Below are 21,374 nucleotides of genomic sequence, written 5' to 3' on the forward strand. Positions count from 1 at the left end.
GCTCTGTTCGGGTTGCGCGAAAGGGGTAGGCGACAGCGACTGTACCCACGGATCGTTAAAGAATATCGCAGCCTCCATTGCGGTCTCTACCCCGCGCGGCAAAAAACCGCGCGGGATCTGCCACCTGTACGGGCATTTTCCTGCCGCATATGCCCAAGAACTGCGCAGGAGCGTCGGGAGCCCGCCGAACAAGCGGGGGCGGCGATGCGGCACGGCCCATGCATCGCGATGCCGCACAACAGGACAGCGAGGCTTGCGCCATGACACGCGCCACCGACAAGACAGCCGCCCATCCCGTCGACGAGGTGCTGCCGCCCTGGCGGCTGCTGGCGCTGGGTCTGCAGCATGTGCTGGTGATGTATGCCGGGGCCGTCGCGGTGCCGCTGATCATCGGCGGGGCGCTGAAGCTGCCCAAGGACCAGATCGCCATGCTGATCAACGCCGACCTGTTCGCCTGCGGCGTGGTCACGCTGATCCAGGCGGTGGGGTTCTGGCGCTTCGGCATCCGGCTGCCGATCATGATGGGCGTCACCTTTGCCGCCGTCGGGCCGATGGTGGCGATGGCGGCCAACCCGTCGCTGGGGCTCCTGGGGATCTATGGCGCGGTGATCGGATCCGGCATCTTCGCCATGGTGGCGGCGCCGCTGGTCGGCCGGCTGCTGCCTTTGTTCCCCCCGGTGGTGACCGGCAGCGTCATCGCCATCATCGGCATCTCGCTGATGCGGGTCGGGGTGGGCTGGGCCGGCGGCGGGGTGGGCAACCCGCGCTTCGGCGATCCGGCCTTCCTGGGGGTTGCCGCCTTCGTGCTGGCGACGATCCTGGCGCTGATGAAGCATGGCCGCGGATTCGTCCGCAACGTCGCGGTGCTGCTGGGGCTGGTGGCCGGCATGGTGCTGGCGATGGCGCTGGGCATGGTCAATTTCAGCGGTCTGGCCGAGGCACCGTGGGTGGCGCTGGTCCAGCCCTTCCAATTCGGCCTGCCGGTCTTCGACCCCATCGCCATCCTGACCATGTCGCTGGTGATGATCGTGGTGATGATCGAGTCGACCGGCATGTTCCTGGCCGTCGGCGACATGGTCGGCCGCCCGGTGACGCAGGAGGATCTGGTCCGCGGCCTGCGCACCGACGGGCTGGGCACGCTGATCGGCGGCGTCTTCAACACCTTTCCCTACACCTCCTTCTCGCAGAATGTCGGGCTGGTCGGGGTGACCGGCGTGCGCAGCCGCTGGGTCTGCGCGGCTGGCGGGCTGATCCTGCTTCTGCTGGGGCTGCTGCCGAAGCTGGCCCATGTGGTGGCGTCGGTGCCGGCCTTCGTGCTGGGCGGCGCCGGGCTGGTGATGTTCGGCATGGTGGCGGCGACCGGCGTACGGATCCTGTCGCAGGTCGATTACGCCAACCGGCGCGAGAACCTGATCGTCGTGGCGGTCAGCGTCGGCGTCGGGCTGATTCCGCTGGTGTCCGACAAGTTCTTTTCGCAGATGCCGGCCTTCCTGTCGCCGCTGCTGCACAGCGGCATCCTGCTGGGCACCCTGACGGCGGTGGCGCTGAACTGGTACTTCAACGGCCTGGCGACGGGCGCCCGTGCCCGTCACGACGCCGCCGCCGCGGCGCATGGGGTGGAGGCCTAGGGCGTGTCGTCAGTTATGGGATTCCCAGCGGTAGGAATGCGTGATTCATAGAGGGTCGGCTGACGGGAGGGCCGACGAATGCGACGCTATGCTTTGCGCGACGATCAGTGGGAGCGGGTCCAGGATTTTCTGCCGGGGCGGGTAGGCCATGTCGGGGGGACGGCGAAGGACAACCGCCTGTTCGTCGAGGCGGTGCTGTACCGTTACCGGGCTGGCATTCCCTGGCGCGACCTGCCCACCCGGTTCGGGGATTGGAAGAACACCCACCGCCGCTACCGCCGCTGGTGCGAGAGCGGGGTGTTCGAGCGCCTTTTCAAAGCCCTGGCCGAGGACAGCGACAACGAGTACATGATGCTCGACGCGACCATCGTCCGCGCCCACCAGCACAGCGCCGGGGCGCGAAAAAAGGGGGCGCCTGCCAAGCCATCGGCCGATCACGAGGGGGGCTGACGACGAAGATCCATGCCATCGTGGACGCCTTGGGCAACCCGGTGGCGATCTCCCTGACCCCCGGTCAGGCCTCTGACTTCAGCCAAGCCGCCCCTCTGCTCGACGCGGTCGAGCCGCAGGCCCTCATCGCCGACAAGGCCTATGATGGCGACGCCCTGATCGACGCATTGAAGGAGCGCGACATCGTCCCCGTCATCCCGTCCAAGGCTAATCGGCTGATCGCCCGCGATACCGATTTCGCCTTGTACCGCGAACGTAATCTCGTCGAGCGATTCTTCAACAAGCTGAAGGGCTTCCGAGCCATTGCAACTCGATACGACAAGCTTGCCAGCACTTTCTTGGCGGCTGTTTACCTCGTGTCGGCTGTCATCTGGCTCAACTGACGACACGCCCTAGGACTTCCGCAGCAGCAGGTCCTTGCTTGCCAGCAGCGAGCCGCCGGCGATCAGGGCGCAGGACACCCAGATGATCGCCGAATTGGCGGCGAGGCCGAACAGGACCAGCAGCAGGGTCGACAGCAGCGGCGCCAGATAGGACAGCGCCCCCAGCGCCCGGATGTCGCCGTGGCGCACGCCGTAATCCCAGACGAAGAAGGCCGCCCCCACCGGTCCCAGCCCCAACAGCAGCATCGCTCCCCAGCCGGCGGCGGTCTCCGGCCACACCGTCTGTTCCAGCGCCAGATGGCAGAGCAGCGACAGGATCGCGGTGGCGAGGCAGAAGGCGCTGACGGCGTCGGTCGGCGCCTCGCCGATCTGGCCCAGCCGGCGGCGCAGCACCGAATAGCCGGCCCAGGTGACGGCGCTGCCCAGGGCCGCGGCATAGCCCGGCAGATGCGCCGGATCGATGGAAAGCCCGCTCCCCAGGCCGCCGCTTCCGCCGCGGGCGATCAGCAGCGCGGTGCCCGCCAAGCCGGCGACGGCGCCGCCGACATGCCACGCCCGCAGCCGCTCCCCCGGCAGCAATGCCGAGAACAGCACGATCAGCAGCGGCCACAGATAGTTGATCAGGTTGGCTTCCACTGGCGGCGCCGCCTGCAGCGCCATGAAATAGAGGAAGTGGAAGCCGAACAGCCCGCCCACCCCCAGCGCCCAGGCGGCGGGCGGCTGGCGGAAATAGCGCAAGGGGTTGTCGCCGCGCAGCGCCGTCCAGCAACTGCCGACCAGGAAGGCCAGCAGGAAGGAGGTCGCCACCAGCTGGAACGGCGGCACCATCGAGGCCAGCGTCGCCAGCGGGGCCAGTGTCGCCCACAACAGGATGGCGATGAAGCCGACCAGCGTCGCGCGGTTGACGGCACGGCGGTCGGACAGGGCGGGGCGGGCGGCAGTTGAGGCGGGCATGATGCGGATCGGTCGGTTGACGCGGAGGGAGCGACCATAGCCGGTGAACGGCAGACTGTCTTGACCGGGGCTCCGGCCGGGATTGACCGATTCTCCGGCGGAAGGGATCCTATGTGTGCCTGTACGCTACGGGGCTGACGGCGTAGCATGGCCGCTCCAACCCGTTCCCCAGGAGTCCGACGGCGTGGCGTCCCCGCATCGGCCGAGCGTCAGCACCCGCAGTTACGACGGGTTCGAGCGGCGGCACGCGCATGAGCATCACCAGATCGTCCTGCCCATCGCCGGGACCCTCGACATGGAGGTCGGCGGCGCTTGCGGGCGGGTGGGCGACGGGCGCGGTGTGCTGGTGGCGGACGGGATGCCGCACAGCTTCCGCAGCGCCGGGACCAACCGCTTCGTCGTGCTGGACGTGCCGGCCGGCGGGCTGGTGCCGGAGGCCGCGGTACAGGCTTGCGACGCCTTCTTCGCCATCGACACGGCGCTGGATGGATTGGTGCGCTATCTGGCGGCGGAGGCGTCCGACCGGCCGCTCGATCCGGTGCTGGCTCATCATGCGGCCGGGCTGCTGCTGCGCGCCCTGGAAGCGCGCCGTCCCACCCCCGCCGCGCCGGACGATCCGGTGGAGCGGGCCCTGGCCCTGATGGCGGAACGCTGCGAGGAGCCGTTGACGGTGGCTGACCTGGCCGCCGCGGTCGGGCTGGCGCCCAGCCGATTCCATGAGCGCTTCCGGGCGCAGACCGGCACCACCCCGGCCCGCCGGCTGGCCGAGCTGCGGCTGGACCGGGCGGAGGCGCTGCTTCGCGCCGGAGATCTGCCCTTGGCGGACGTGGCATTGTCGGTGGGCTTCTCCGACCAGAGCGCCCTGACCCGCAGCCTGCGCCGCCGCCGCGGCACCACGCCGGGGGCGTTGCGGAACCGACTCTAGACCGCGGCGCGCGCCGCCTCGACGATCACCGCCGCAACGGCGTCCGGGTGCGACAGGTGGGGGGCGTGGCCGCTCTCGACCTCGACGGTGCGGGCGCCGATGCGCCCGGCGGTGGCGCGCAGGAAGTCCGGCGGCAGCATGCGGTCCTGGGTGGCGACGATGTACCAGGCGGGCTTTGCCTTCCAGGCGGCGGCGGAAACCCTGGTGGCGAAGCAGGCGGCTGCCACCGGCCCCTGGGTTGCGGCCAGCAGGGCGGCCTCTTCCGGTGCCAGATCCTGGGCGAAGTTGCGGGCCATGCCTTCCGGTGTCAGGGTGAGGAAACGGCCCTTGTCGACCGAGACGCCGGACAGGCCGGCCGATGGCGGGAAGGGCTTCAGCGTATCGTTCGGCGATTGCCCGGCATCGGGGGCGAAGGCGGCGACATAGACCAGCGCCTTCACCCGCTCCTGATCGCCGATCTGGGTGATGACCGCCCCGCCCCAGGAATGGCCGACCAGCAGCACCGGCCCCTTCGTCCGGTCGATGGCGCGCTGGACATGGGCGACATCGTCGTCGAGCGACACCAGCGGGTTCTGCACCGCGACCGCCGCCAGCCCCTCCGCCTGCAGGCGGGGGATCACCCGGTTCCAGCTGGAGCCGTCGGCGAAGGCGCCGTGAACGAGGATGATGGTCGGGGTGGAACTCATGGGTCGTTTCTCCCGCTGGCGGTCGGACCCACCAGGGAGAGCATGCGGCCTGCGGCGGCGTCCAGCCGGGGCGGGGGAGTTTTCCTCTTGATGGAATTCCTCTTGCCGGAAATCCGGGCCGTTACTCGGCCGGCTGACGGGCGGTGCGGCGGCCGAAGGTGGCAACGCGATAGGCGTACCAGAGGGCGATGCCCACCGCGACGATGTTCGACACCGGGTTCAGCCAGCCGGCGACCTGCTGGTAGCGGTCCTCCAGCAGATAGCCGGCGGTGGCGAGGAAGGTCGTCCAGATTACGGTGCCGAGGGTGGTGTAGAGAAGGAAGGGAGTCAGTGCCATTCCGGAGACGCCGGCGGGGATCGAGATCAGCGTGCGCACCGCCGGAATCATCCGGCCGATCAGCACAGCCCGCCCGCCATGCTCGCGGAAATGGGCGCTCGCCCGGTCCACTTCGTCGGGGGCGATGGTCAGCCAGCGGCCATGGCGTTCCGCCCAGTGCTTCAGCCGGTCGCTGCCGACCCAGCGGCCGATGACGTACCAGAACAGCGCGCCCGCCAGCGCGCCGGCCGTGCCGGCGGCGACCACCAGGGGCAGGCTCATGTCCCCTCGCGCGGCGGTGAAGCCGGCCAGCGGCAGGATCAGCTCCGATGGAATGGGCGGAAACAGGTTCTCCGCGAACATCAGCAGCGCCACGCCGAGATAACCGGTCTGCTCCACCATCCTCACGATCCAGTCGAACACACCCATCCTCCTGTGTCTGCCCGACCGGAGAACACCGGACGGGCCGATTGGTTGCGCCGGGGGGACTCGCAGTCGCCGCCCGCCCGGCATATGTTCCCCTAGATGATGGTTCCCGGTGCGGATTGAAGAGAGACGGAATGGCGACGATCAAGCTCGACCGGCATGAGAAGGGAATTCTGGCGGCCCTGCAGGAGAATGCCCGCCTGACCATGCAGGAGTTGGGCGATACGGTCGGACTGTCTGCCTCCCCCTGCTGGCGCCGGGTGCGGTCGATGGAGGATATCGGCGTCATCCGCCGCTACACGGTTCAGCTCGACCCGCGCAAGCTGGGGCTCGGCGAATGCGTCTTCGCCCATGTCACGCTGGAGCGCCACAAGGAGAATGCGGTCGAACAGTTCGAGACCGCCATCGCCGGCATGCCGCAGGTGCTGGAATGCTTCGCCGTCACCGGCGACGCCGACTATCTGCTGCGCATCGTCGTGCCGACCACCGAGGATTACGGCCGCTTTCTCAGCGAACGCATCTTCTCCATCCCCGCGGTGTCGCACGTCAAATCGAGCGTGACCCTGAAGGAGGTCAAGTTCGAGACCCGGCTGCCGCTGGATCATCTGGAATGATCGAAGCGTCTGCTCCAGTCTGCTGCAAAGCCCCAGCAAGGGCCGGAGCCAGATCGCTGCCGCCCACCACCGTCACGCGCTCCAGCCCCAGCCAGCCGGCCATCCGGCGCAGTTCCGCCGCCAGGGGCGGGGCGACGGCCTCGGGGCTGGCGTGGGGTTCGGTGTGGGCGGCCTGGACCAGCAGGGTGCAGGCCTTGCGGTCGGATTTCAGGTCGACGCGGGCGGCGATGCGCTCGTCCATCAGGAAGGGCAGCACGTAATAGCCATGCTCCCGCTTGTGGGCGGGGGTGTAGATCTCCAGCCGGATGCGGGCGCCGAACAGGCGTTCGGTGCGCTGCCGTTCCCAGATCAGCGAGTCGAAGGGGGAGAGCAGGGCGCGGGCCGGAGCCTTGCGGGGAATGCGCAGGTCGGGGGTGACGTAGGCGGTGCGCTCCCAGCCCTCCACCGTCACCGGCAGCAGTTCCCCGGCCTCCACCAGCTCGGCGATGCGCAGGCGGGTGTCGGCGACCTCCAGCCGGTGGTAATCGCGAAGGTCCCGTTCGGTCGCCACGCCATGGGCACGGGCGGCGATGCGCAGCAGGGCGCGCTGGGCCTCGGCCTCCTCCGGCGTCGGGGTGTCGAGCACGGCGGCAGGCAGCACCCGCTCCGGCAAATCGTAGAGCCGTTCGAAGCCGCGCCGTCCGGCGGTGGTGACCAGACCGGCCCAGAACAGGTATTCCAGTGCCCGCTTGCCGTCGCTCCACCCCCACCAGCCGCCGGCCCCGCGCCCGGCCCCGCTGAGTTCCGAAGCCCCCATCGGTCCGCACGCCGCAACCTCCGCCAGGACGGAGTCGATGTAGGAGCGGCGCTCGACGGCGAAGCGGGCGAGTTCACCATAGATGCCCTCGCCGCGCTCGGCCCGCGCCATGCGCCAGCGGAACAGCGGCTGCTGCTCCACCGGGATCAGCGAGGCTTCGTGGCCCCAATATTCGAACAGCGCCCGGCGCTTGCCGCCATAGGCCAGCCGGTCGAGCAGTGCCGCTTCATACGGCCCCAGCCGCGAGAAGAGCGGCAGGTAATGGGAGCGCACCAGCACATTGACGGAATCGATCTGCACCAGCCCCAGCCGGCCGATCAGGCGCCGGGCATGGCGGGATTCGACCGCGGTGGCATCGGAAGCGCCGCTGGCGAAGCCCTGTGCCGCGATGGCGATGCGGCGGGCCTCACGCAGGGACAGGCTGTCGAAACGGGGCATGGGCAGAACGACCGTTTGAAGCCCCTCTCCCCTTGCGGGAGAGGGGTTGGGGTGAGGGGTAAGCATACGTACGGCACTGGCACAGAACAGGTTTCCGGCCGGTATGCACCGGCGCCACCCTCACCCCAACCCCTCTCCCATCGAGGGAGACGGGCTTCAAACGGGCGCTCCGCAGGCAGGGAACCCTGGGAGGGTGGGGGACGAGCTTGCGAATGCGTTTGATTTTCGTCAAGGCAGGGGTGGGGTTCCGGGCTCACGCTGGCGGCCGATCCTGCACCGCAGCACCCGTTTTGGGGAGTCCCCGTTCATGTCCTCACCCAGTCTTGCCGGCCGCGACGACGGCCCCGCGATCCCGATCCTGTTCCAATATGGTTTCCGCTTCTTCTTCCTGTTCAGCGGCGTGGCCGCCGTCGGGCTGCTGGCCGCCTGGCTAGGCGTGCTGGCGACCGGGGAATGGCCGCAGCATGCCGCCGGCGCCAGTGCCTGGCATGCGCATGAGATGCTGTTCGGCATGGTGGTGGCCGCCGTCGCCGGCTTCCTGCTGACCGCCGTGCCGAGCTGGACCGGCACCAAGGCGGTGGCCGGCGCGCCGCTGATGGCGCTTGCCGCGCTGTGGATGGCCGGCCGCGTCGCCGTGTTTCCCTGGGCGGGAGTGCCGGAACCGGTGGCGGCGGCGATCGACATCGCTTTCCTGCCGGGGCTGGGCGTGGCGCTCGCCCGGCCGCTGGTCGCCGCCGGCAAGTGGCGCAACAGCGCCTTCCTGATCCTGCTGGGACTGCTGACCACCGCCAACCTGCTGATCCATCTGGAGTGGCTCGGCCTGCTGGACGGCGGGGCGGAGGCCGGATTCGCGCTCGGCCTCGGCATCGTGCTGATGATGGTGACGGTGATCGGCGGGCGCATCCTGCCGGCATTCACCCGCAACGGGCTGGGCCGCGCCGGTCTTGGCGTGCGCTCATGGCCGCTGGTGGAGCGGGCAACCCTCGTCCTGACGCTGGCGCTGATCCCGGCGACGATGGCGGCGCCGGAGTCGGTGGTCACCGGGCTGATCGCGCTTGCCGCCGCCGTGGCCCATACCGCGCGGCTGGCCGGCTGGCAGGGCTGGAAGGCCTGGCGCTCGCCGATCCTGTGGATCCTGCATGTCGGCTATCTGTGGGTGCCGGTGGCGCTGCTGCTGCGCGGGCTGCACGCGCTTGCCGACGTGCCGGCCGCGGTGGGAACCCATGCGCTGACGGTCGGCGCCTTCGCCACGCTGATCCTGGCGGTGATGAGCCGCGCCTCGCTGGGGCATACCGGCCGTCCGCTGGCGGTGTCGCGGCTGACGGTCGCCGCCTATGTGCTGCTGACGGTCGCGGCCGTCGCCCGCACCTTGTCGCCGATGCTGCCGGTGGAGTGGGTGTGGGCGGCGCTGCAATGGTCGGGCTATGGCTGGGTCGCCGCCTTCACCCTGTATCTGGCCGCCTATGCCCCGGTCCTGCTGTCGCCGCGCGTCGACGGCCGTCCGGGTTGATGGTGTGGGGCCTTCAAGCGGCGCCGCGGAAGTAGCGGTCGATGGCGTCGGTCATCTCGACCTCGCGGAAGGGCTTGGTCAGGACGGGGCGGTCCTGATGGCCCTTCGGCAGGCCGGCGGCGCCATGGCCGGTGGTGAAGACGAAGGGGATGCCCTGGGCGCTCAGCGCGTCGGCGACGCTGTCGACGCGCTCCCCGCGTAACGAGACGTCGAGCAGGGCCGCGTCGATCCCCCCCTTGGCGATCAGGTCCAGCGCCTCGGCCACCGTGCCGGCCGGGCCGATGACGCCGACATTCTGGACTTCCAGCGAATCCTCGATGGCCATGGCCACCAGCGGCTCGTCTTCCACGAGCAGGATGCGCAAGGGCTTGGACTGATCGGCTTCCATGGGCATGCGGCTCGCTGATGGTCTGGGCGATGGTCAGGCCGGAGATGGGGACCGAAATCCCATGCGGCAACCGGCGTGAGCTTTTCCGTTCGGCCAACCGCTTGTCCATCCTGACCTTGGTCATCGCCCATTGGGCCATCGCAAGCTGCAACCGGACTATCACCCTAGATCATCGAGCGCCTGTTGGAGGGACGGATAGAGGGCTTCCACCATGGAACCGTCCGGCCGAACCGGCGACGGCAGGACGTCCGCCCCCTCCAGCGCGCGGGACAGCGGCAGGCCGCCGACCTCGACGAAGCCGCCGCGTTCGCCATATTGGCCGACGATCCAGTCCCCGACCGTCGGGTCGCCGTCGAGCGCGTTGTTGTGCGAGATCAGCGCATGGTTGCCGTCGTCGGAACGGCGAAACCAGGCATGGCAGCCGTCGCCCAGATCCATGGGCCGGAAGCCGGCCGCCGTCAGGGGGTCCCGAACCGTCGCGCGCACCGTGTCGGTCCGCAGGCCGGTCGGCCGGTCGAGATCGTCCGCAAGCTCGCTCATGTCGCCTCTCTGATCGTGGTCCTGGATGGACAACGCCGCAGAAAGGCTTTTGTGCCGCGCAGACCTGTCCGAACGTGGAGGGCGGAACCGCCCGTCGGTGCAGGACCGGCCGCCGGCCTACCCGTTCAGATGCTCAATTCAGGCACTCAATTCAGGCGCCCTGGGGCTGGCGGGCGCGCAAAGCGGCCAGCGAGCGGTCGAGCAGGTCGTAGAGCCGGGTCTCCTGCGCCAGGACCGTGGCGGACGGGGCATGTTCCAGCTCCTTCGCCAGACGGCCCAGCGCGGCGGCGCCGAGATTCAGCGAGGTGCCCTTCAGCGTGTGGGCCGTGCGGTTGTGCGGCTCCCCGGCGCGGGCCTGGGCGATCAGCCCGTCGATGGTCTTGCGGCCGTTGTCGGTGAAGCCGTCCAGCGAAGCGCTCCAATCCTCGGCGGTCAGCACCTCCAGCAGGAGGGAGACCTGTTCCTCGTCCAGAAGGCCATCATCCGGGGCGTTGTGGGTGTCGGTCATGGCAGCCTCCGGGGCAGCGGCGTGGTGGGCGGGCGGTGGAGGGGCAGGCGGGGTTGGCACGGTCTTGTCCAGCACCGACGCCATCTCGGCGAAGAGGGCGGCCGGGCGCAAGGGCTTGGTGACGAAACCGTTCATTCCCGCCGACAGGCATTCCGGCCGCGAACTGCCGGAGGCATGGGCGGTCAGCGCCAGGATGGGGACCTGTCCCTTGGGGTTGGCAAGCTCGCGCACCCGGCGGGTGGCGGTCAGCCCGTCCATGCCCGGCATCTGGATGTCCATCAGCACGAGGTCGAAGGGCTGTTCGCGCACCAGGCGCACCGCCTCCCCGCCGCTGGCGGCCAGCGCCACGCTGTGGCCGGCACGCTCCAGGATGCCGCGGACGATGTCGCGGTTGACCTCGATGTCGTCGACCGCCAGCACGCGCAGCGGCGGCAGCGCCGCGACGCGCGCGGCCTCGCCGACGCTCGTGGACTGGGAGGGATCGACCCGGCGCAGGGCCGACGGATCGCCAGGACGGGCGACGATGGTGAAGCGGAAGACGCTGCCCCGGCCGGGCGCGGTGTCGACCTCGATGCCGCCGCCCATCAGCAGGCAGAGGTCGCGGCAGATCGCCAGACCCAGCCCGGTCCCGCCATAGCGCCGGGTGATGGAGCTGTCGGCCTGGGTGAAGCGGTCGAACAGCGTGGGCACCGAGCCGGGGGCGATGCCGATGCCGGTGTCCTCCACCTCGAACTCCAGCCGGAAGGAGTCCGGGTGGCGGCGGGCGACCGGGCCGTCGGGATCGCGGTCCAGCCGGCGCACCCGCACAGAGACATGACCCTCCTCGGTGAATTTCACGGCATTGCCGACCAGATTGAACAGGATCTGGCGCAGGCGGGCCGGGTCGGTGACGATCACCTCCGGCACCGAGGGCATCAGCCGGGCCGACAGCTCCAGCCCCTTGTCGGCGGCGTTGGGGCGCAGCAGCTCCAGGACGCCGTCGATCAGCTGGGGCAGGGCGCAGTCGGCCTCCTCCAGCTCGATGCGGCGGGCCTCCAGCTTCGACAGGTCGAGGATGTCGTCCAGCAGCCGCAGCAGCGTCTCGGCCGACCGGCGGGCGATATCGGCCAGCCGCTTCTCCTCCGCCGGCAATTTCCCGTCGGCCAGCAGGGTCAGGTTGCCGAGCACGCCGTTCATCGGGGTGCGCAGTTCGTGGCTGACGGTCGCCAGGAATTCGGTCTTCGACCGGCTGGCGGCCTCCGCCTTCTCCTTGGCCAGGAGCAGCTGTTCGGCGGCGCGGCGCGGTTCGGTCACGTCGATGCACAGCCACAGCTTGCCGATGGCGGCCCCGGCGGCGTTGCGCACCGGGACATTGTGCCAGCTGGCGATCCGCCCGTCGGTCAGCGTCATCTCGCGCCGCTCGTCGGCATCCACCGCCGACAGCAGGGCGTGATCGGTGTCCAGCGGGGCGTTGCCGGCATTGGCCAGCGTCTCGTCCAGCCGGTGGCCGACCGGCGCGCCGGCAACCGTGAACAGGGCGGAGAAGGCCGGGTTGGCATAGGCGATGCGGCCGTCGCCGCCGACGAACAGCACGCCGAAATCCATCGCCGACAGCAGCGCGGACAGGCGGGCGCGCTCCTGCTCCACGTCGCGGGCGAGCGCCTCCTGCTCGTCCAGCGCCACGGTCAGCTGGTCGACGCGCTCCTTGATGGCGTGCGACATGGTGTTGAAGGCGGCGCCCAGCCGGCCGATGTCGTCGTCACCCTCCGCCAGATCCGGCGGGCTGTAGTCGCCGGCGGCCACCCGTTCGCTGGCCCGCGCCAGCGCCGCCAGATGCCGGGTCAGCCACAGGCCCAGCAGGACCAGCAGTCCGGCCGACAACAGGATCTCCGACAGGGCGATGGCGATGCCCTGGGTCAGCAGGTCGCGCCGCGCCTGGACGATGTGCAGCAGGTCCAGCCCGAACTGCACCGCCCCCAGCCTTTGCCCGGCCAGCGACACCGGCACCGCCACGTCATAGCGGGCGACGCCGTCCTTGCCGTCCAGCGACAGGGACGGATCGGGATCGGGAAGTTTGCGGTCCTGCGGCCAGCCGCTGATCGCCACCAGCTTTCCCTTGCTGTCGCTGACGGCGAGATAGAGCAGCCCGCCGGTCGACCGGCTTTCGTCCAGGATCGCCTGCAGGGTCGCATAGTCGCGCTGGGCCAGCGGAGCCACCAGCGCGGCGTTCAGCACCGGCGCCACCTGATCGGCGTGCAGCCGGGCCTGTTCGGCGAGACTGCCATAGAGCAGGCGCACGCTGTTGGCGACCAGCAGCGTCAGCATGATCGCCTCGACCGCCATCGCGGCGGCCAGCATGCGCCCGCGCAGGGTCTTCCAGGGTGCCAGACGGGTCAGGATCATTTGCCGGCCTTCAGCACGCGCCGCACCTCTTCGGCCATCGGCTCCATCGCCTCCAGCTCTGCGTCGGTGAGCGGACGATAGCCGCCCAGCTGGTTGCTGTCGAAATAGGTCTTTCCCTCATTCGTCGCGCCGAAGGCGAGCAGGGCCTTGCGCAGCGGCTCCGCCAAGGCGGCCTCCTTGCCGTTCAGCATATAGGCGCGGCCGGCCATCGGCGGGCTTTCGGCGATGGTGGCGAGCTGGGCCTGCACCTCCGGCGACAGCTTGGCGAGGTTGGCGAGCGACATGAAGCCGGCCGATGCGTCGCCGGCCAGGATCAGCTGGGCCACGCTGTCGGCGGCGCTGACATAGCGGAGCTGGATGTCGGGCGTAGCCCGGTCGGCCAGCCAGCGCTGACCCCACAGCGTCACCAGCGAGGACGGGCTGAGCCCCAGCACGGTGGTGCCGGCCAACGACTCCGCCGTTCGGTAGGGTCCCTTGGCCGCCGTCACCACCAAGGCGCGGAAGTCCGCCTTGTAGGTCAGCAGCGGCAGATAGCCGGCGTCCTTGCGCAGAAGCTGCGCCTGATGGCCGGTGGTCACGGCGACGTCATAGTCCTGATCGAGCGCGCGGCGGGCGAAGGCGGTGAAGTCGGGTGCCGTCACGATTTCCACCGGCCGGCCGAGCGCCTGTTCCACCGCCCGGCGCACCGGCTGGTACTGTTCGACGATGACGCGGGCGCTGGTGTGCGGGGCGATGCCGATGCGCAGCGCCTGTTCCTCCGCCCGGGCCGGCATGGCCGCCGTCAGGCTGCAGAGGAGGGCGGAACAGAGCGCGAGGATGCCGGCGGACAGGCGCTTGGTCATGGGGATTCGATCCTTGCGAAGTGCAGGCGCGCGAAGGGACGGCTGTGACGACGGCAGCGGCTCGGCCCAGGGTCTGGGCCAAAACATCTAACATCGGATAAATGTCATAGATAGGGACAGGAGCGCGCAGGGCAGGCGATGCGCCCGCTTGTCACGGGCAGGGGCTTTACTGCCGTCATGTCTTTGAAATTTCCGGCAATTCCACTCGCACCATTGTTCCGGTTCCGCGCTGATCCGGAGCCGGCCGGTGGAGCCGGAGCCGGCTCGCAGCCCAGAAAGATCACGGTTTGGTTGCGGATTGGTCCGCTATGTGTCGACGGACATCATCTCCCACCAGGGACTCCGCCGTGCCGGAACGATCCGCCGACCCGCAATCCGCCATTTGCCGTGCCATCCGCCTGTTGCGCGAACACAGCCGCAGCTGCGACAGCGTGGAAACCCGGCGCCTCCTGATCGATACCGAACGCTGGCTGATCTGGATGCTCCGCCGCGAGGAGGGCGAAGAGCTTCCGGTGCCGGGGGATTTGGCGGAGTGAAGTTCCGCGAGCCGGTCCAGAGGCGCATCTGCTTCCATCGCAGGTCTTGCAGCGCCGATCCTCCATCTTTCGCCATTTTTTGAAGCTGTTGGGACAGGAGCGTGGTTTTCCGCACCCGCTCACTCGCCGTAGACTCCCACCCGGAGAGTCCAGTCCCGGACCCTGACCGGAAGGAGCGCGCGTGTGATGGAGCCCATCCTGTGGGAGTGGATCAACGCCCTGGCGCGGTGGCTGCACGTCGTCACCGCCATCGCCTGGATCGGATCGTCCTTCTACTTCATCCATCTCGACGCCTCGCTGCGCCGCCGTGCGGGGGCGCCGGCCGGGACGGCGGGCGATGCCTGGCAGATCCATGGCGGCGGCTTCTACCACATGACCAAATACATGGTCGCCCCGCCGCAGCTGCCGGAGGAGCTGACCTGGTTCAAGTGGGAATCCTACGCGACGTGGCTCAGCGGCTTCTTCCTGATGTGCGTGCTGTATTACCGCGGCGCCGACCTGTTCCTGATCGACCAGGACGTGATGGCGCTCGGTCCCTGGCAGGCGGTGGCGATCAGCGTCGCGGCGCTGGTGGCGGGCTGGGTCGCCTATGACCTGATGTGCAAGTCGCCGCTGGGCCGCAACGACAGGGCGCTCGCGGCCGCCGGTTTCGTGCTGCTGGTGGCGACCGCCTGGGGCATGACGAAGATCTTCAGCGGGCGCGGCGCCATGCTGCAGGTCGGTGCGCTGATGGCGACCATGATGGCCTGCAACGTTTTCATGATCATCATCCCCAACCAGCGCAAAACGGTGGCCGCCCTGCTGCGCGGCGAGACGCCGGATCCGTCGCTGGGCAAGAAGGGAAAGCAACGGTCGCTGCACAACAATTACCTGACCCTGCCGGTCGTCTTCCTGATGCTGTCCAACCATTATCCGCTGGTCAGCTCCACCCGCTACAACTGGGTGATGGTGGCGCTGGTGCTGGTGGTCGGTACGGCGATCCGCCACTTCTTCAACAGCCGCCATGCCGGCAAGCCGACGCCCTGGTGGACCTGGGGGGTTGCCGCCGCCGGAATGCTGGGCTGCGTCTGGCTCAGCACCATGGGGCCCGCCAGCGGCGACACGGCCGCGGCGACGCCGGAGAAGGTCGGCTATGCCCAGGTGGAGGAGATCGTCGCCACCCGCTGCAGCATGTGCCACGCCGCCCAACCGGTGTGGGACGGCATCGCCACCCCGCCGCGCGGCGTGGTGCTGGAAGGCGACGGCATCCGCCGCCATGCCGAGCAGATCCGCCTGCAGGCCGGCTTCAGCAGCGCCATGCCCCCCGCCAACATCACCGGAATCACGCCCCAGGAGCGCGCGGTGTTGGCGGCGTGGTCGGGGGGCATTAAGTAACCCGCTCTCATAGCTTTCTTATCGAACCGGATCCCCATGCCCGACCAGTCAATCACTGCCGCCATCCGCGGACGCCTGCTCAGCTTCCACCGCCCGCCCGCCGGGCCGGGCGATTTCGATGCCGTGCGCCATCACGAGGACGGGCTGCTGCTGGTGGGGGCCGACGGGCGGATTCTGGAGGTCGGGGACTGGGCGGACCTGCGCGGCCGGGTGCCGGAGGGGGTGGCGGTCGACGACCACGGCGGCAAGCTGGTGCTGCCGGGCTTCATCGACACCCACATCCATTTCCCGCAGACCCAGGTGATCGCCTCCTACGGCGCCCAGCTGCTCGACTGGCTGGAAAAATACACCTTCATCGAGGAGCAGCGCTTCGCCGACCCGGTCCACGCCGCCGCCAACGCCGCCTTCTTCATGGACGAGCTTCTGCGCAACGGCACGACCACGGCGGTGGTCTATGGCTCGGTCCATCCGCAGTCGGTCGACGCCCTGTTCACGGAGGCCGAATCCCGCGGCGCCGGGCTGATTGCCGGCAAGGTGATGATGGACCGCCACGCGCCCGCCGCCCTGACCGACACGGCGGAGAGCGGCTACCGCGACGGCAAGGATCTGATCGGCCGCTGGCACGGCAAGGGGAGGCAGCGCTATGCCGTCACCCCGCGCTTCGCCATCACCTCGACCGAAGCGCAGCTGGAGGCGGCGGGCGCGCTGCTGCGCGAGCATCCCGGCGTCCACATGCAGACCCACCTGTCGGAGAACACCGACGAGATCGCCGAGGTGCGCCGCCTGTTCCCCGGCGCCCGCGACTACACCGACGTCTACGACCGCTTCGGGCTGCTGGGTCCGACCTCGCTGTTCGGCCACTGCATCCACCTGTCGGAGGCGGAGATGGGCCGGCTGTCGGAAAGCGGGTCGGTCGCCGTCTTCTGCCCGACCAGCAACCTGTTCATCGGCAGCGGCCTGTTCGACCTCGACGCCCTGTCGATGCCGCAGCGTCCGGTGCGCACCGCCCTCGCCACCGATGTCGGCGGCGGCACCAGCTATTCGATGCTGCGCACGGCGGCGGAGGCCTACAAGGTGCTGCAGCTGCGGCGCCAGAACCTGCCGGCGCTGTCTGCCCTGCACTGGATGACCCGCGGCAATGCCGAGGCGCTGGGCATGGCCGACGAGATCGGCAGCCTGGAGCCCGGCCGCTGGGCCGACCTCGTCGTGCTCGACCCCGCCGCCACGCCGGCTATGCGACATCGCATGAAGGCGGTCGAAGGAAACCTGGAGGAGGAGCTGTTCATCCAGGTGACCCTGGGCGACGACCGGTCGGTGGCCGCCACCTACCTGCGCGGCCGGAATTCGCATCTGCGGCAATCGGGCGCTTGACCCAAGCCCCTAGTCCGGATAGGACTTCCGCCGTCATTGGGGAGTAGCCACCCGCCGGCATTCGGACCGGGCGGGGTTCGCGTCAACAGACTTGGATGGTTCCGGCCTCCGGCCGTTACCGCCATGGCGCGCACGGCGGCCAGCGGGCCGACCCGGCGAGACCAGTGGATCGGGCATCTCCGCGGCCAGCCGGAGTCCGTCCGGTTCCACTGCGTTGTCTGGCCCGGGAATAGCCATGATCGCCACGTCCCTCGCGCTCGCCTTCAGCCTGTCCATGGATTCCTTCGCCGCGGCGCTCGGCCGCGGTGCCTGTTCGCGCCGTGCCGGCCTGCCCGAGGCGGTGCGCGTGGGTGCGGCCTTCGGCGCCTGCCAGTTCGCGATGCCGCTGGTCGGCTGGGGCATCGGCATCGCCTTTGCCAGCCTCGTCGAATCGGTCGATCACTGGATCGCCTTCGGCCTGCTGCTGGCGGTCGGCGGCGCGATGCTGCGCAACGCCATCATGGCCGGCGAGGATGAGGGCGAGGAGGATTGCGGACCGGTGCGCAGCGCGCGCGCGGAATGGCTGGCCCTGCTGACAACCGCCGTCGCCACCAGCATCGACGCCGCCGCCGTGGGGGCGGGTCTGGCGCTGGTCGATGTGGATATGGTAACGACGTCGGCACTGATCGGCGTCGTGACCTTCGCGGTGGCGTTCGGCGGGGTGCTGATCGGGCGCGCCGCCGGCAAGCATCTGGGGCGCTGGGCGGAAATGGCCGGCGGCGTGGTGCTGATCGGGCTGGGTTCCAAGATCCTGCTGGAGCATACGCTGGGGTGAGACGCCGCGACCGATCGCTCATGCGGACTCCCGCTCTGGCCCAAGCACCGACCGACGTCCTGCAACGATGCCTTCAGCCATGACTGCGGATTCGACCGTCACCATCCTTTGGAACGAGGGCACCGTCGGCGAATGGGGCCGGCATTACGCCGCGATCCCACGCTCGACGCTGCCGCAGTGCTTCGGCTATGCGAGCGCGATGGCGAAGACGCACGGCTATGTCCCGCGCCTGGGCCTGATCCATGAGGGGGAGCGTCCGATCGGGCTGGTGCAGGTGCTGCAGCGCCGTGCGCTGAAGCTGTTCCGCCAGACACACATCCATCGCGGCCCGCTGTGGTTCGGCGAGACGCCGACCCCGGATGTCGCCGAGGCCGCGTTCAGGCTGCTGCGGCGCGAATACCCCAACACTCTGTTCAGCCGTGTCAGCTTCCTGCCCGAACTGCCGGCCACGCCGGAGATGGCGGCGGTGATGGAGCGTTGCGGCTTCCGCCGCATCGGCCCCGGTTACCAGACGGTCTGGATCGACCTGTCGCCGAACCTGGAGGCGATCCGCGCCCGCTTCGCCGGTTCATGGCGCAAGGGTTTGAAGGCTGCCGAGTCGGCCGGGCTGGTTCTCGATGTCGATCCGGCGGCGCAGAACCTGCCCTGGCTGGCCCGCCAGGACCAGAAGCAGGCGCAGACCAAGGGATACCGCAGCGCCTCGGGGCCACTGATCGTCCGGCTGCGCAATGCGATGCACAAGGCCGGCGGCGTGCTGATGATCACGGCGCTTGCCGGAAAGGAACCGGCGGCAGCGGCTCTGCTGTTCATCCATGGGCAGGCGGCGACCTACCAGATCGGCTGGTCGAACGAGGCCGGGCGCAAAACCAACGCCATGCGGCTTGTGCTGTGGCGGGCCATCGGGGAGCTGAAGGCGCGCGGCGTCACCACGCTCGATCTCGGTGGCATCAACCCGGACGATGCGCCGGGCGTCACCGAATTCAAGCTCGGCCTGGGCGGGGAGAAGGTGGAGACGGTCGGCCTGTACCGCTGACGGGGGCCGACGCGCTCCCGCACATGCGCCACCCTCACCCCGCCAGCGTCATTCCCATTTCCCAGAAATCCGCCTCCAGGCGGCAGGCCTGCCGGAATACCGTCAGCAGCCGCGGGAAGCGCGCCTCCGTCATCCCGTCGGCCGCCAGCCGGTCCAGAGTCTCCCGCGCCGCCCGCGCCACCTCCTGATAGGCGTCGCCGGCATATTCGGCGATCCAGGCGCGGTAGGGGTTGGCATCGTCCAGCGCACCGGGCAACCCGGCCAACCGCCGGCCGATCTCGGCATAGCCGATGACGCAGGGGCTGAGCGCCACATGCAGATCCAGCAGGTCGCCGCGCAGGCCGGTTTCCAGCACATAGCGGGTGTAGGCCATCGTCGCCTTGGCCTCCGCCGCCTGTTCCAGCTCGGCCGCCGGCAGGCCCCAGCCGGCGCACAGGCCGACATGCAGATCCATCTCGACGTCCAGGATCGCCTTCAGCCCGCCCAGCGACGCCCGCATCTCGCGCAGGTCCCGGCCCTTGTAGATGGCGAGCGCATAGGCACGGGCGAAATGGATCAGGAACAGGTAATCCTGCACCAGATAATGGCGGAAACACGCCTGCGGCAGCGTTCCGTCGCCCATCCCGCGCACGAAGGCGTGGTCGACATAGGCCGTCCAGTCCGGCCGGGACTCGGCGACGAGCCGGTCGAACAGGTCGGGGCGGGAAGCGGGGGCGGTCATGGCTGCGGACTCCGGTGTCTCTGACGAAGGTGGGCGCACAGTCTAGCGATCATTCGCCCGTTTGCAGCAACGCTCCGCGCACCCGCGCCTGACGGAAGGCGTAGAGGAACACCGCCACGCCCGCCGCCATGTAGAGCGCGTTCAGCCCGACCGCCCAAGCCAGATGGTCCCAGCGCAGGGCACCCTCGAACACCAGCGCCCGCATGCCCTCGAACACATGGGCGGACGGCAGGGCCAACGAGACCGGCTGGAGCCACGCCGGCAGGACCGAGACCGGGTAATAGACGGCGCTGACCGGGGCCAGCATGAAGACGACGATCCAGGCCAGCCCCTCCGCCCCCATGCCATAGCGCAGGATCAGCGCCACGATCAGCAGCCCCAGCGACCAGCCCAGCACGATCAGGTTGGCGAAGAAGGCGGCCAGCGGCAGGCCGAGCGCGAAGACCGAATAGCCGAAGAAGGGGATCGCCAGCGCCGCCGCCGGCAGAACGCCGATCAGGGTGCGCAGCAGGCTCATGGTCATCAGCGCCGTCACCCATTCGCCGGGGCGCAAGGGGCTGACGAACAGATGGCCGAGGTTGCGCGACCACATCTCCTCCAGAAAGGAGATGGAGACGCCGAGCTGGCCGCGGAACAGCACGTCCCACAGCAGCACGGCGCTGACCAGCACGCCGGCCCCCTGCGCCACCCAGCCGCTGCCGCCGCCGCTGGATGAGGCCATGAACTGGTTGATGTAGCCCCACAGGATCATCTGCATGGTCGGCCAATAGGCCAGCTCCAGGATGCGCGGCCAGGACCCGCGCAGCAGATACCAGTAGCGCAGCACCATGGCGCCGACCCGGCGCAGCGAGAAGTTGGCCCGCGGGATCGGCTGTGGAGCGGTCGCGTCATTCGGCTGCATCGGCGGCCTCCCCGGCCAGGATCGTTGCGCCGTCGGACGCGCGCGCGATGTCGAGGAACACCTCCTCCAGCGTCTGGCGGCCATAGCGGGCGAGCAGGGCGGAGGGCGCGCCGCGGTCGACGATCCGCCCCTGCCGCATCATCAGCACGCCGTCGCACAGCCTCTCCACCTCCAGCATGTTGTGGGAGGCGAGCAGGATGGTGGCGCCGGTGCGGGCGCGGTAGCGCTCCAGATATGTGCGGATCCAGTCGGCGGTGTCGGGGTCGAGCGAGGCGGTCGGCTCGTCCAGAAGCAGAAGCTCCGGGTCGTTCAGCAGGGCTTTCGCCAGCGCCACGCGGGTTTTCTGCCCCGCCGACAGCCCGCCGGACGGACGATCGAGAAAACGCGTCAGGTCAAGATGCTCGGACAATTCCCGGACGCGCTTTTTGACGCATGTCAAACCGTAGAGGTGGGCATAGACGGTAAGGTTCTCCCGCACCGTCAGCCGATGGGGCAGCTCGACGTAGGGGGAGGAGAAGTTCATGCGCGGAAGCACGGCATGCCGATGGCGCGCCATGTCGACGCCCAGGATCTCCACCGTCCCGGCCGTCGGCAGCAACAGCCCCAGCAGCATCGAGATGGTCGTCGTCTTGCCGGCGCCGTTGCCGCCCAGAAGGCCGGTCACGCTGCCGCGCGGAACGGTGAAGTCGATGGCGTCGACAGCCGTCACCTCCCCGCCGCCGGGCGTGGGGAAGCGCTTGGTCAGCCCGGCCACCCGGATGGCGGGCGGATGCTGTGGGATGGTTCGCTCGGTCATGGGCACAGAATATGGCGGCGGGAGCCGCAACCGCCAGGGGCA

The 21,374-nt window shown here is 69.4% G+C and carries 21 protein-coding genes, 1 pseudogene and 1 riboswitch; of the genes and pseudogenes, 11 read left to right on the forward strand and 11 right to left on the reverse strand.

The genetic code is table 11. From position 1 onward, the window contains the following. Window positions 1-260 precede the first annotated feature (260 nt). The 3 genes and pseudogenes from AZOLI_RS25780 to AZOLI_RS31810 all read left to right on the forward strand — a co-directional run bounded on the left by AZOLI_RS25780 (window position 261) and on the right by AZOLI_RS31810 (window position 2,461). Window positions 261-1,628 carry a nucleobase:cation symporter-2 family protein gene (locus AZOLI_RS25780; protein WP_044553356.1) on the forward strand — a complete coding sequence of 456 codons (1,368 nt, stop codon included), beginning with the start codon at window positions 261-263 and terminating at the stop codon, window positions 1,626-1,628. 78 nt (window positions 1,629-1,706) lie between these two features. Continuing rightward, window positions 1,707-1,955 (forward strand): annotated as a pseudogene (locus tag AZOLI_RS33685) (transposase); the annotation flags it as partial. Then, the gene (locus AZOLI_RS31810) at window positions 1,913-2,461 is read left to right on the forward strand and encodes an IS5 family transposase (RefSeq protein WP_244442499.1); all 549 of its coding nucleotides are present in this window, start codon (window positions 1,913-1,915) and stop codon (window positions 2,459-2,461) included. The pseudogene AZOLI_RS33685 and the gene AZOLI_RS31810, both read left to right, overlap by 43 nt. A 9-nt stretch (window positions 2,462-2,470) precedes the next feature. Here AZOLI_RS31810 and yddG read toward each other — a convergent pair whose 3' ends face one another. Further along, window positions 2,471-3,415: an aromatic amino acid exporter YddG gene (yddG, locus tag AZOLI_RS25795; RefSeq protein ID WP_014189590.1), complete on the reverse strand. Its 945-nt coding sequence runs from the start codon at window positions 3,413-3,415 to the stop codon at window positions 2,471-2,473. A 184-nt stretch (window positions 3,416-3,599) separates the two neighbouring features. Here yddG and AZOLI_RS25800 point away from each other — a divergent pair, with 184 nt between their 5' ends. Further along, complete coding sequence (locus AZOLI_RS25800) at window positions 3,600-4,340, forward strand: AraC family transcriptional regulator (RefSeq protein ID WP_044553178.1); 741 nt, start codon at window positions 3,600-3,602, stop codon at window positions 4,338-4,340. Here the strand turns inward: AZOLI_RS25800 and AZOLI_RS25805 are convergent. After that, window positions 4,337-5,026, reverse strand: a complete 690-nt coding sequence (locus tag AZOLI_RS25805; RefSeq protein ID WP_014189592.1) for an alpha/beta fold hydrolase — start codon at window positions 5,024-5,026, stop codon at window positions 4,337-4,339. The genes AZOLI_RS25800 and AZOLI_RS25805 overlap by 4 nt on opposite strands. A 121-nt stretch (window positions 5,027-5,147) precedes the next feature. Continuing rightward, a complete protein-coding gene (locus AZOLI_RS25810) occupies window positions 5,148-5,771 on the reverse strand; it encodes a DedA family protein (RefSeq protein WP_014189593.1) in 624 nt (207 codons plus the stop codon). Between the two features lie 131 nt (window positions 5,772-5,902). Between AZOLI_RS25810 and AZOLI_RS25815 the strand changes: the two genes are divergently transcribed. Next, window positions 5,903-6,382 carry an Lrp/AsnC family transcriptional regulator gene (locus tag AZOLI_RS25815; protein WP_014189594.1) on the forward strand — a complete coding sequence of 160 codons (480 nt, stop codon included), beginning with the start codon at window positions 5,903-5,905 and terminating at the stop codon, window positions 6,380-6,382. Here the strand turns inward: AZOLI_RS25815 and AZOLI_RS25820 are convergent. After that, entirely contained in the window at window positions 6,342-7,616 is a 1,275-nt protein-coding gene (locus AZOLI_RS25820; RefSeq protein WP_014189595.1) for a winged helix-turn-helix domain-containing protein, read from the reverse strand. The genes AZOLI_RS25815 and AZOLI_RS25820 overlap by 41 nt on opposite strands. 307 nt (window positions 7,617-7,923) lie before the next feature. On the opposite strand from AZOLI_RS25820, the gene AZOLI_RS25825 reads away from it, so the two are divergent. After that, window positions 7,924-9,126 carry an NnrS family protein gene (locus tag AZOLI_RS25825; RefSeq protein ID WP_014189596.1) on the forward strand — a complete coding sequence of 401 codons (1,203 nt, stop codon included), beginning with the start codon at window positions 7,924-7,926 and terminating at the stop codon, window positions 9,124-9,126. Between the two features lie 13 nt (window positions 9,127-9,139). On the opposite strand, the gene AZOLI_RS25830 is transcribed toward AZOLI_RS25825, so the two are convergent. From AZOLI_RS25830 to AZOLI_RS25845, 4 genes are all read right to left on the reverse strand, one after another. Continuing rightward, window positions 9,140-9,514, reverse strand: a complete 375-nt coding sequence (locus AZOLI_RS25830; protein ID WP_014189597.1) for a response regulator — start codon at window positions 9,512-9,514, stop codon at window positions 9,140-9,142. A 159-nt stretch (window positions 9,515-9,673) separates the two neighbouring features. Further along, window positions 9,674-10,054, reverse strand: a complete 381-nt coding sequence (locus AZOLI_RS25835) for a hypothetical protein (protein ID WP_014189598.1) — start codon at window positions 10,052-10,054, stop codon at window positions 9,674-9,676. A 151-nt stretch (window positions 10,055-10,205) separates the two neighbouring features. Next, complete coding sequence (locus AZOLI_RS25840) at window positions 10,206-12,944, reverse strand: hybrid sensor histidine kinase/response regulator (RefSeq protein ID WP_014189599.1); 2,739 nt, start codon at window positions 12,942-12,944, stop codon at window positions 10,206-10,208. Next, window positions 12,941-13,786, reverse strand: coding sequence for a phosphate/phosphite/phosphonate ABC transporter substrate-binding protein (locus AZOLI_RS25845; protein WP_014189600.1), 846 nt, complete (start codon window positions 13,784-13,786; stop codon window positions 12,941-12,943). The genes AZOLI_RS25840 and AZOLI_RS25845 overlap by 4 nt, the downstream gene beginning before the upstream one ends. Window positions 13,787-14,133: 347 nt before the next feature. Between AZOLI_RS25845 and AZOLI_RS25850 the strand changes: the two genes are divergently transcribed. The 5 genes from AZOLI_RS25850 (at window position 14,134) to AZOLI_RS25870 (ending at window position 18,914) form a co-directional block, all read left to right on the forward strand. Next, on the forward strand, window positions 14,134-14,322 hold the full coding sequence (locus AZOLI_RS25850) for a hypothetical protein (protein ID WP_014189601.1): 189 nt from the start codon (window positions 14,134-14,136) through the stop codon (window positions 14,320-14,322). A gap of 186 nt (window positions 14,323-14,508) precedes the next feature. Further along, window positions 14,509-15,696, forward strand: coding sequence for a urate hydroxylase PuuD (locus tag AZOLI_RS25855; RefSeq protein ID WP_044553182.1), 1,188 nt, complete (start codon window positions 14,509-14,511; stop codon window positions 15,694-15,696). Window positions 15,697-15,732: 36 nt separating this feature from the next. After that, window positions 15,733-17,067, forward strand: coding sequence for a guanine deaminase (guaD, locus tag AZOLI_RS25860; protein WP_014189603.1), 1,335 nt, complete (start codon window positions 15,733-15,735; stop codon window positions 17,065-17,067). 26 nt (window positions 17,068-17,093) lie between these two features. After that, window positions 17,094-17,220, forward strand: a riboswitch (yybP-ykoY riboswitch). Between the two features lie 82 nt (window positions 17,221-17,302). Continuing rightward, window positions 17,303-17,881 carry a manganese efflux pump MntP gene (locus AZOLI_RS25865; protein ID WP_014189604.1) on the forward strand — a complete coding sequence of 193 codons (579 nt, stop codon included), beginning with the start codon at window positions 17,303-17,305 and terminating at the stop codon, window positions 17,879-17,881. Window positions 17,882-17,960: 79 nt separating this feature from the next. Then, a complete protein-coding gene (locus AZOLI_RS25870) occupies window positions 17,961-18,914 on the forward strand; it encodes a lipid II:glycine glycyltransferase FemX (protein ID WP_014189605.1) in 954 nt (317 codons plus the stop codon). 34 nt (window positions 18,915-18,948) lie between these two features. On the opposite strand, the gene tenA is transcribed toward AZOLI_RS25870, so the two are convergent. The 3 genes from tenA to AZOLI_RS25885 are packed head-to-tail and all read right to left on the reverse strand — an operon-like array spanning window position 18,949 to window position 21,332. Continuing rightward, the gene (gene tenA, locus AZOLI_RS25875) at window positions 18,949-19,635 is read right to left on the reverse strand and encodes a thiaminase II (RefSeq protein ID WP_014189606.1); all 687 of its coding nucleotides are present in this window, start codon (window positions 19,633-19,635) and stop codon (window positions 18,949-18,951) included. A gap of 49 nt (window positions 19,636-19,684) precedes the next feature. After that, entirely contained in the window at window positions 19,685-20,536 is an 852-nt protein-coding gene (locus AZOLI_RS25880) for an ABC transporter permease (protein WP_014189607.1), read from the reverse strand. Next, window positions 20,523-21,332, reverse strand: a complete 810-nt coding sequence (locus AZOLI_RS25885) for an ABC transporter ATP-binding protein (RefSeq protein ID WP_014189608.1) — start codon at window positions 21,330-21,332, stop codon at window positions 20,523-20,525. The genes AZOLI_RS25880 and AZOLI_RS25885 overlap by 14 nt, the downstream gene beginning before the upstream one ends. Between the last annotated feature and the right edge of the window lie 42 nt (window positions 21,333-21,374).

It is taken from the genome of Azospirillum lipoferum 4B, assembly GCF_000283655.1.
GTDB classification, from domain to species: domain Bacteria; phylum Pseudomonadota; class Alphaproteobacteria; order Azospirillales; family Azospirillaceae; genus Azospirillum; species Azospirillum lipoferum_C.

What these genes read in the sequence shown, in the direction of transcription:
- AZOLI_RS25780 (WP_044553356.1), top strand. Translation starts at nt 261, where the DNA reads ATGACACGCGCCACCGACAAGACAGCCGCCCATCCCGTCGACGAGGTG.
- yddG (WP_014189590.1), bottom strand. Translation starts at nt 3,415, where the DNA reads ATGCCCGCCTCAACTGCCGCCCGCCCCGCCCTGTCCGACCGCCGTGCC.
- AZOLI_RS25805 (WP_014189592.1), bottom strand. Translation starts at nt 5,026, where the DNA reads ATGAGTTCCACCCCGACCATCATCCTCGTTCACGGCGCCTTCGCCGAC.
- AZOLI_RS25810 (WP_014189593.1), bottom strand. Translation starts at nt 5,771, where the DNA reads ATGGGTGTGTTCGACTGGATCGTGAGGATGGTGGAGCAGACCGGTTAT.
- AZOLI_RS25815 (WP_014189594.1), top strand. Translation starts at nt 5,903, where the DNA reads ATGGCGACGATCAAGCTCGACCGGCATGAGAAGGGAATTCTGGCGGCC.
- AZOLI_RS25820 (WP_014189595.1), bottom strand. Translation starts at nt 7,616, where the DNA reads ATGCCCCGTTTCGACAGCCTGTCCCTGCGTGAGGCCCGCCGCATCGCC.
- AZOLI_RS25825 (WP_014189596.1), top strand. Translation starts at nt 7,924, where the DNA reads ATGTCCTCACCCAGTCTTGCCGGCCGCGACGACGGCCCCGCGATCCCG.
- AZOLI_RS25830 (WP_014189597.1), bottom strand. Translation starts at nt 9,514, where the DNA reads ATGGAAGCCGATCAGTCCAAGCCCTTGCGCATCCTGCTCGTGGAAGAC.
- AZOLI_RS25835 (WP_014189598.1), bottom strand. Translation starts at nt 10,054, where the DNA reads ATGAGCGAGCTTGCGGACGATCTCGACCGGCCGACCGGCCTGCGGACC.
- AZOLI_RS25840 (WP_014189599.1), bottom strand. Translation starts at nt 12,944, where the DNA reads ATGATCCTGACCCGTCTGGCACCCTGGAAGACCCTGCGCGGGCGCATG.
- AZOLI_RS25845 (WP_014189600.1), bottom strand. Translation starts at nt 13,786, where the DNA reads ATGACCAAGCGCCTGTCCGCCGGCATCCTCGCGCTCTGTTCCGCCCTC.
- AZOLI_RS25855 (WP_044553182.1), top strand. Translation starts at nt 14,509, where the DNA reads ATGGAGCCCATCCTGTGGGAGTGGATCAACGCCCTGGCGCGGTGGCTG.
- guaD (WP_014189603.1), top strand. Translation starts at nt 15,733, where the DNA reads ATGCCCGACCAGTCAATCACTGCCGCCATCCGCGGACGCCTGCTCAGC.
- AZOLI_RS25865 (WP_014189604.1), top strand. Translation starts at nt 17,303, where the DNA reads ATGATCGCCACGTCCCTCGCGCTCGCCTTCAGCCTGTCCATGGATTCC.
- AZOLI_RS25870 (WP_014189605.1), top strand. Translation starts at nt 17,961, where the DNA reads ATGACTGCGGATTCGACCGTCACCATCCTTTGGAACGAGGGCACCGTC.
- tenA (WP_014189606.1), bottom strand. Translation starts at nt 19,635, where the DNA reads ATGACCGCCCCCGCTTCCCGCCCCGACCTGTTCGACCGGCTCGTCGCC.
- AZOLI_RS25880 (WP_014189607.1), bottom strand. Translation starts at nt 20,536, where the DNA reads ATGCAGCCGAATGACGCGACCGCTCCACAGCCGATCCCGCGGGCCAAC.
- AZOLI_RS25885 (WP_014189608.1), bottom strand. Translation starts at nt 21,332, where the DNA reads ATGACCGAGCGAACCATCCCACAGCATCCGCCCGCCATCCGGGTGGCC.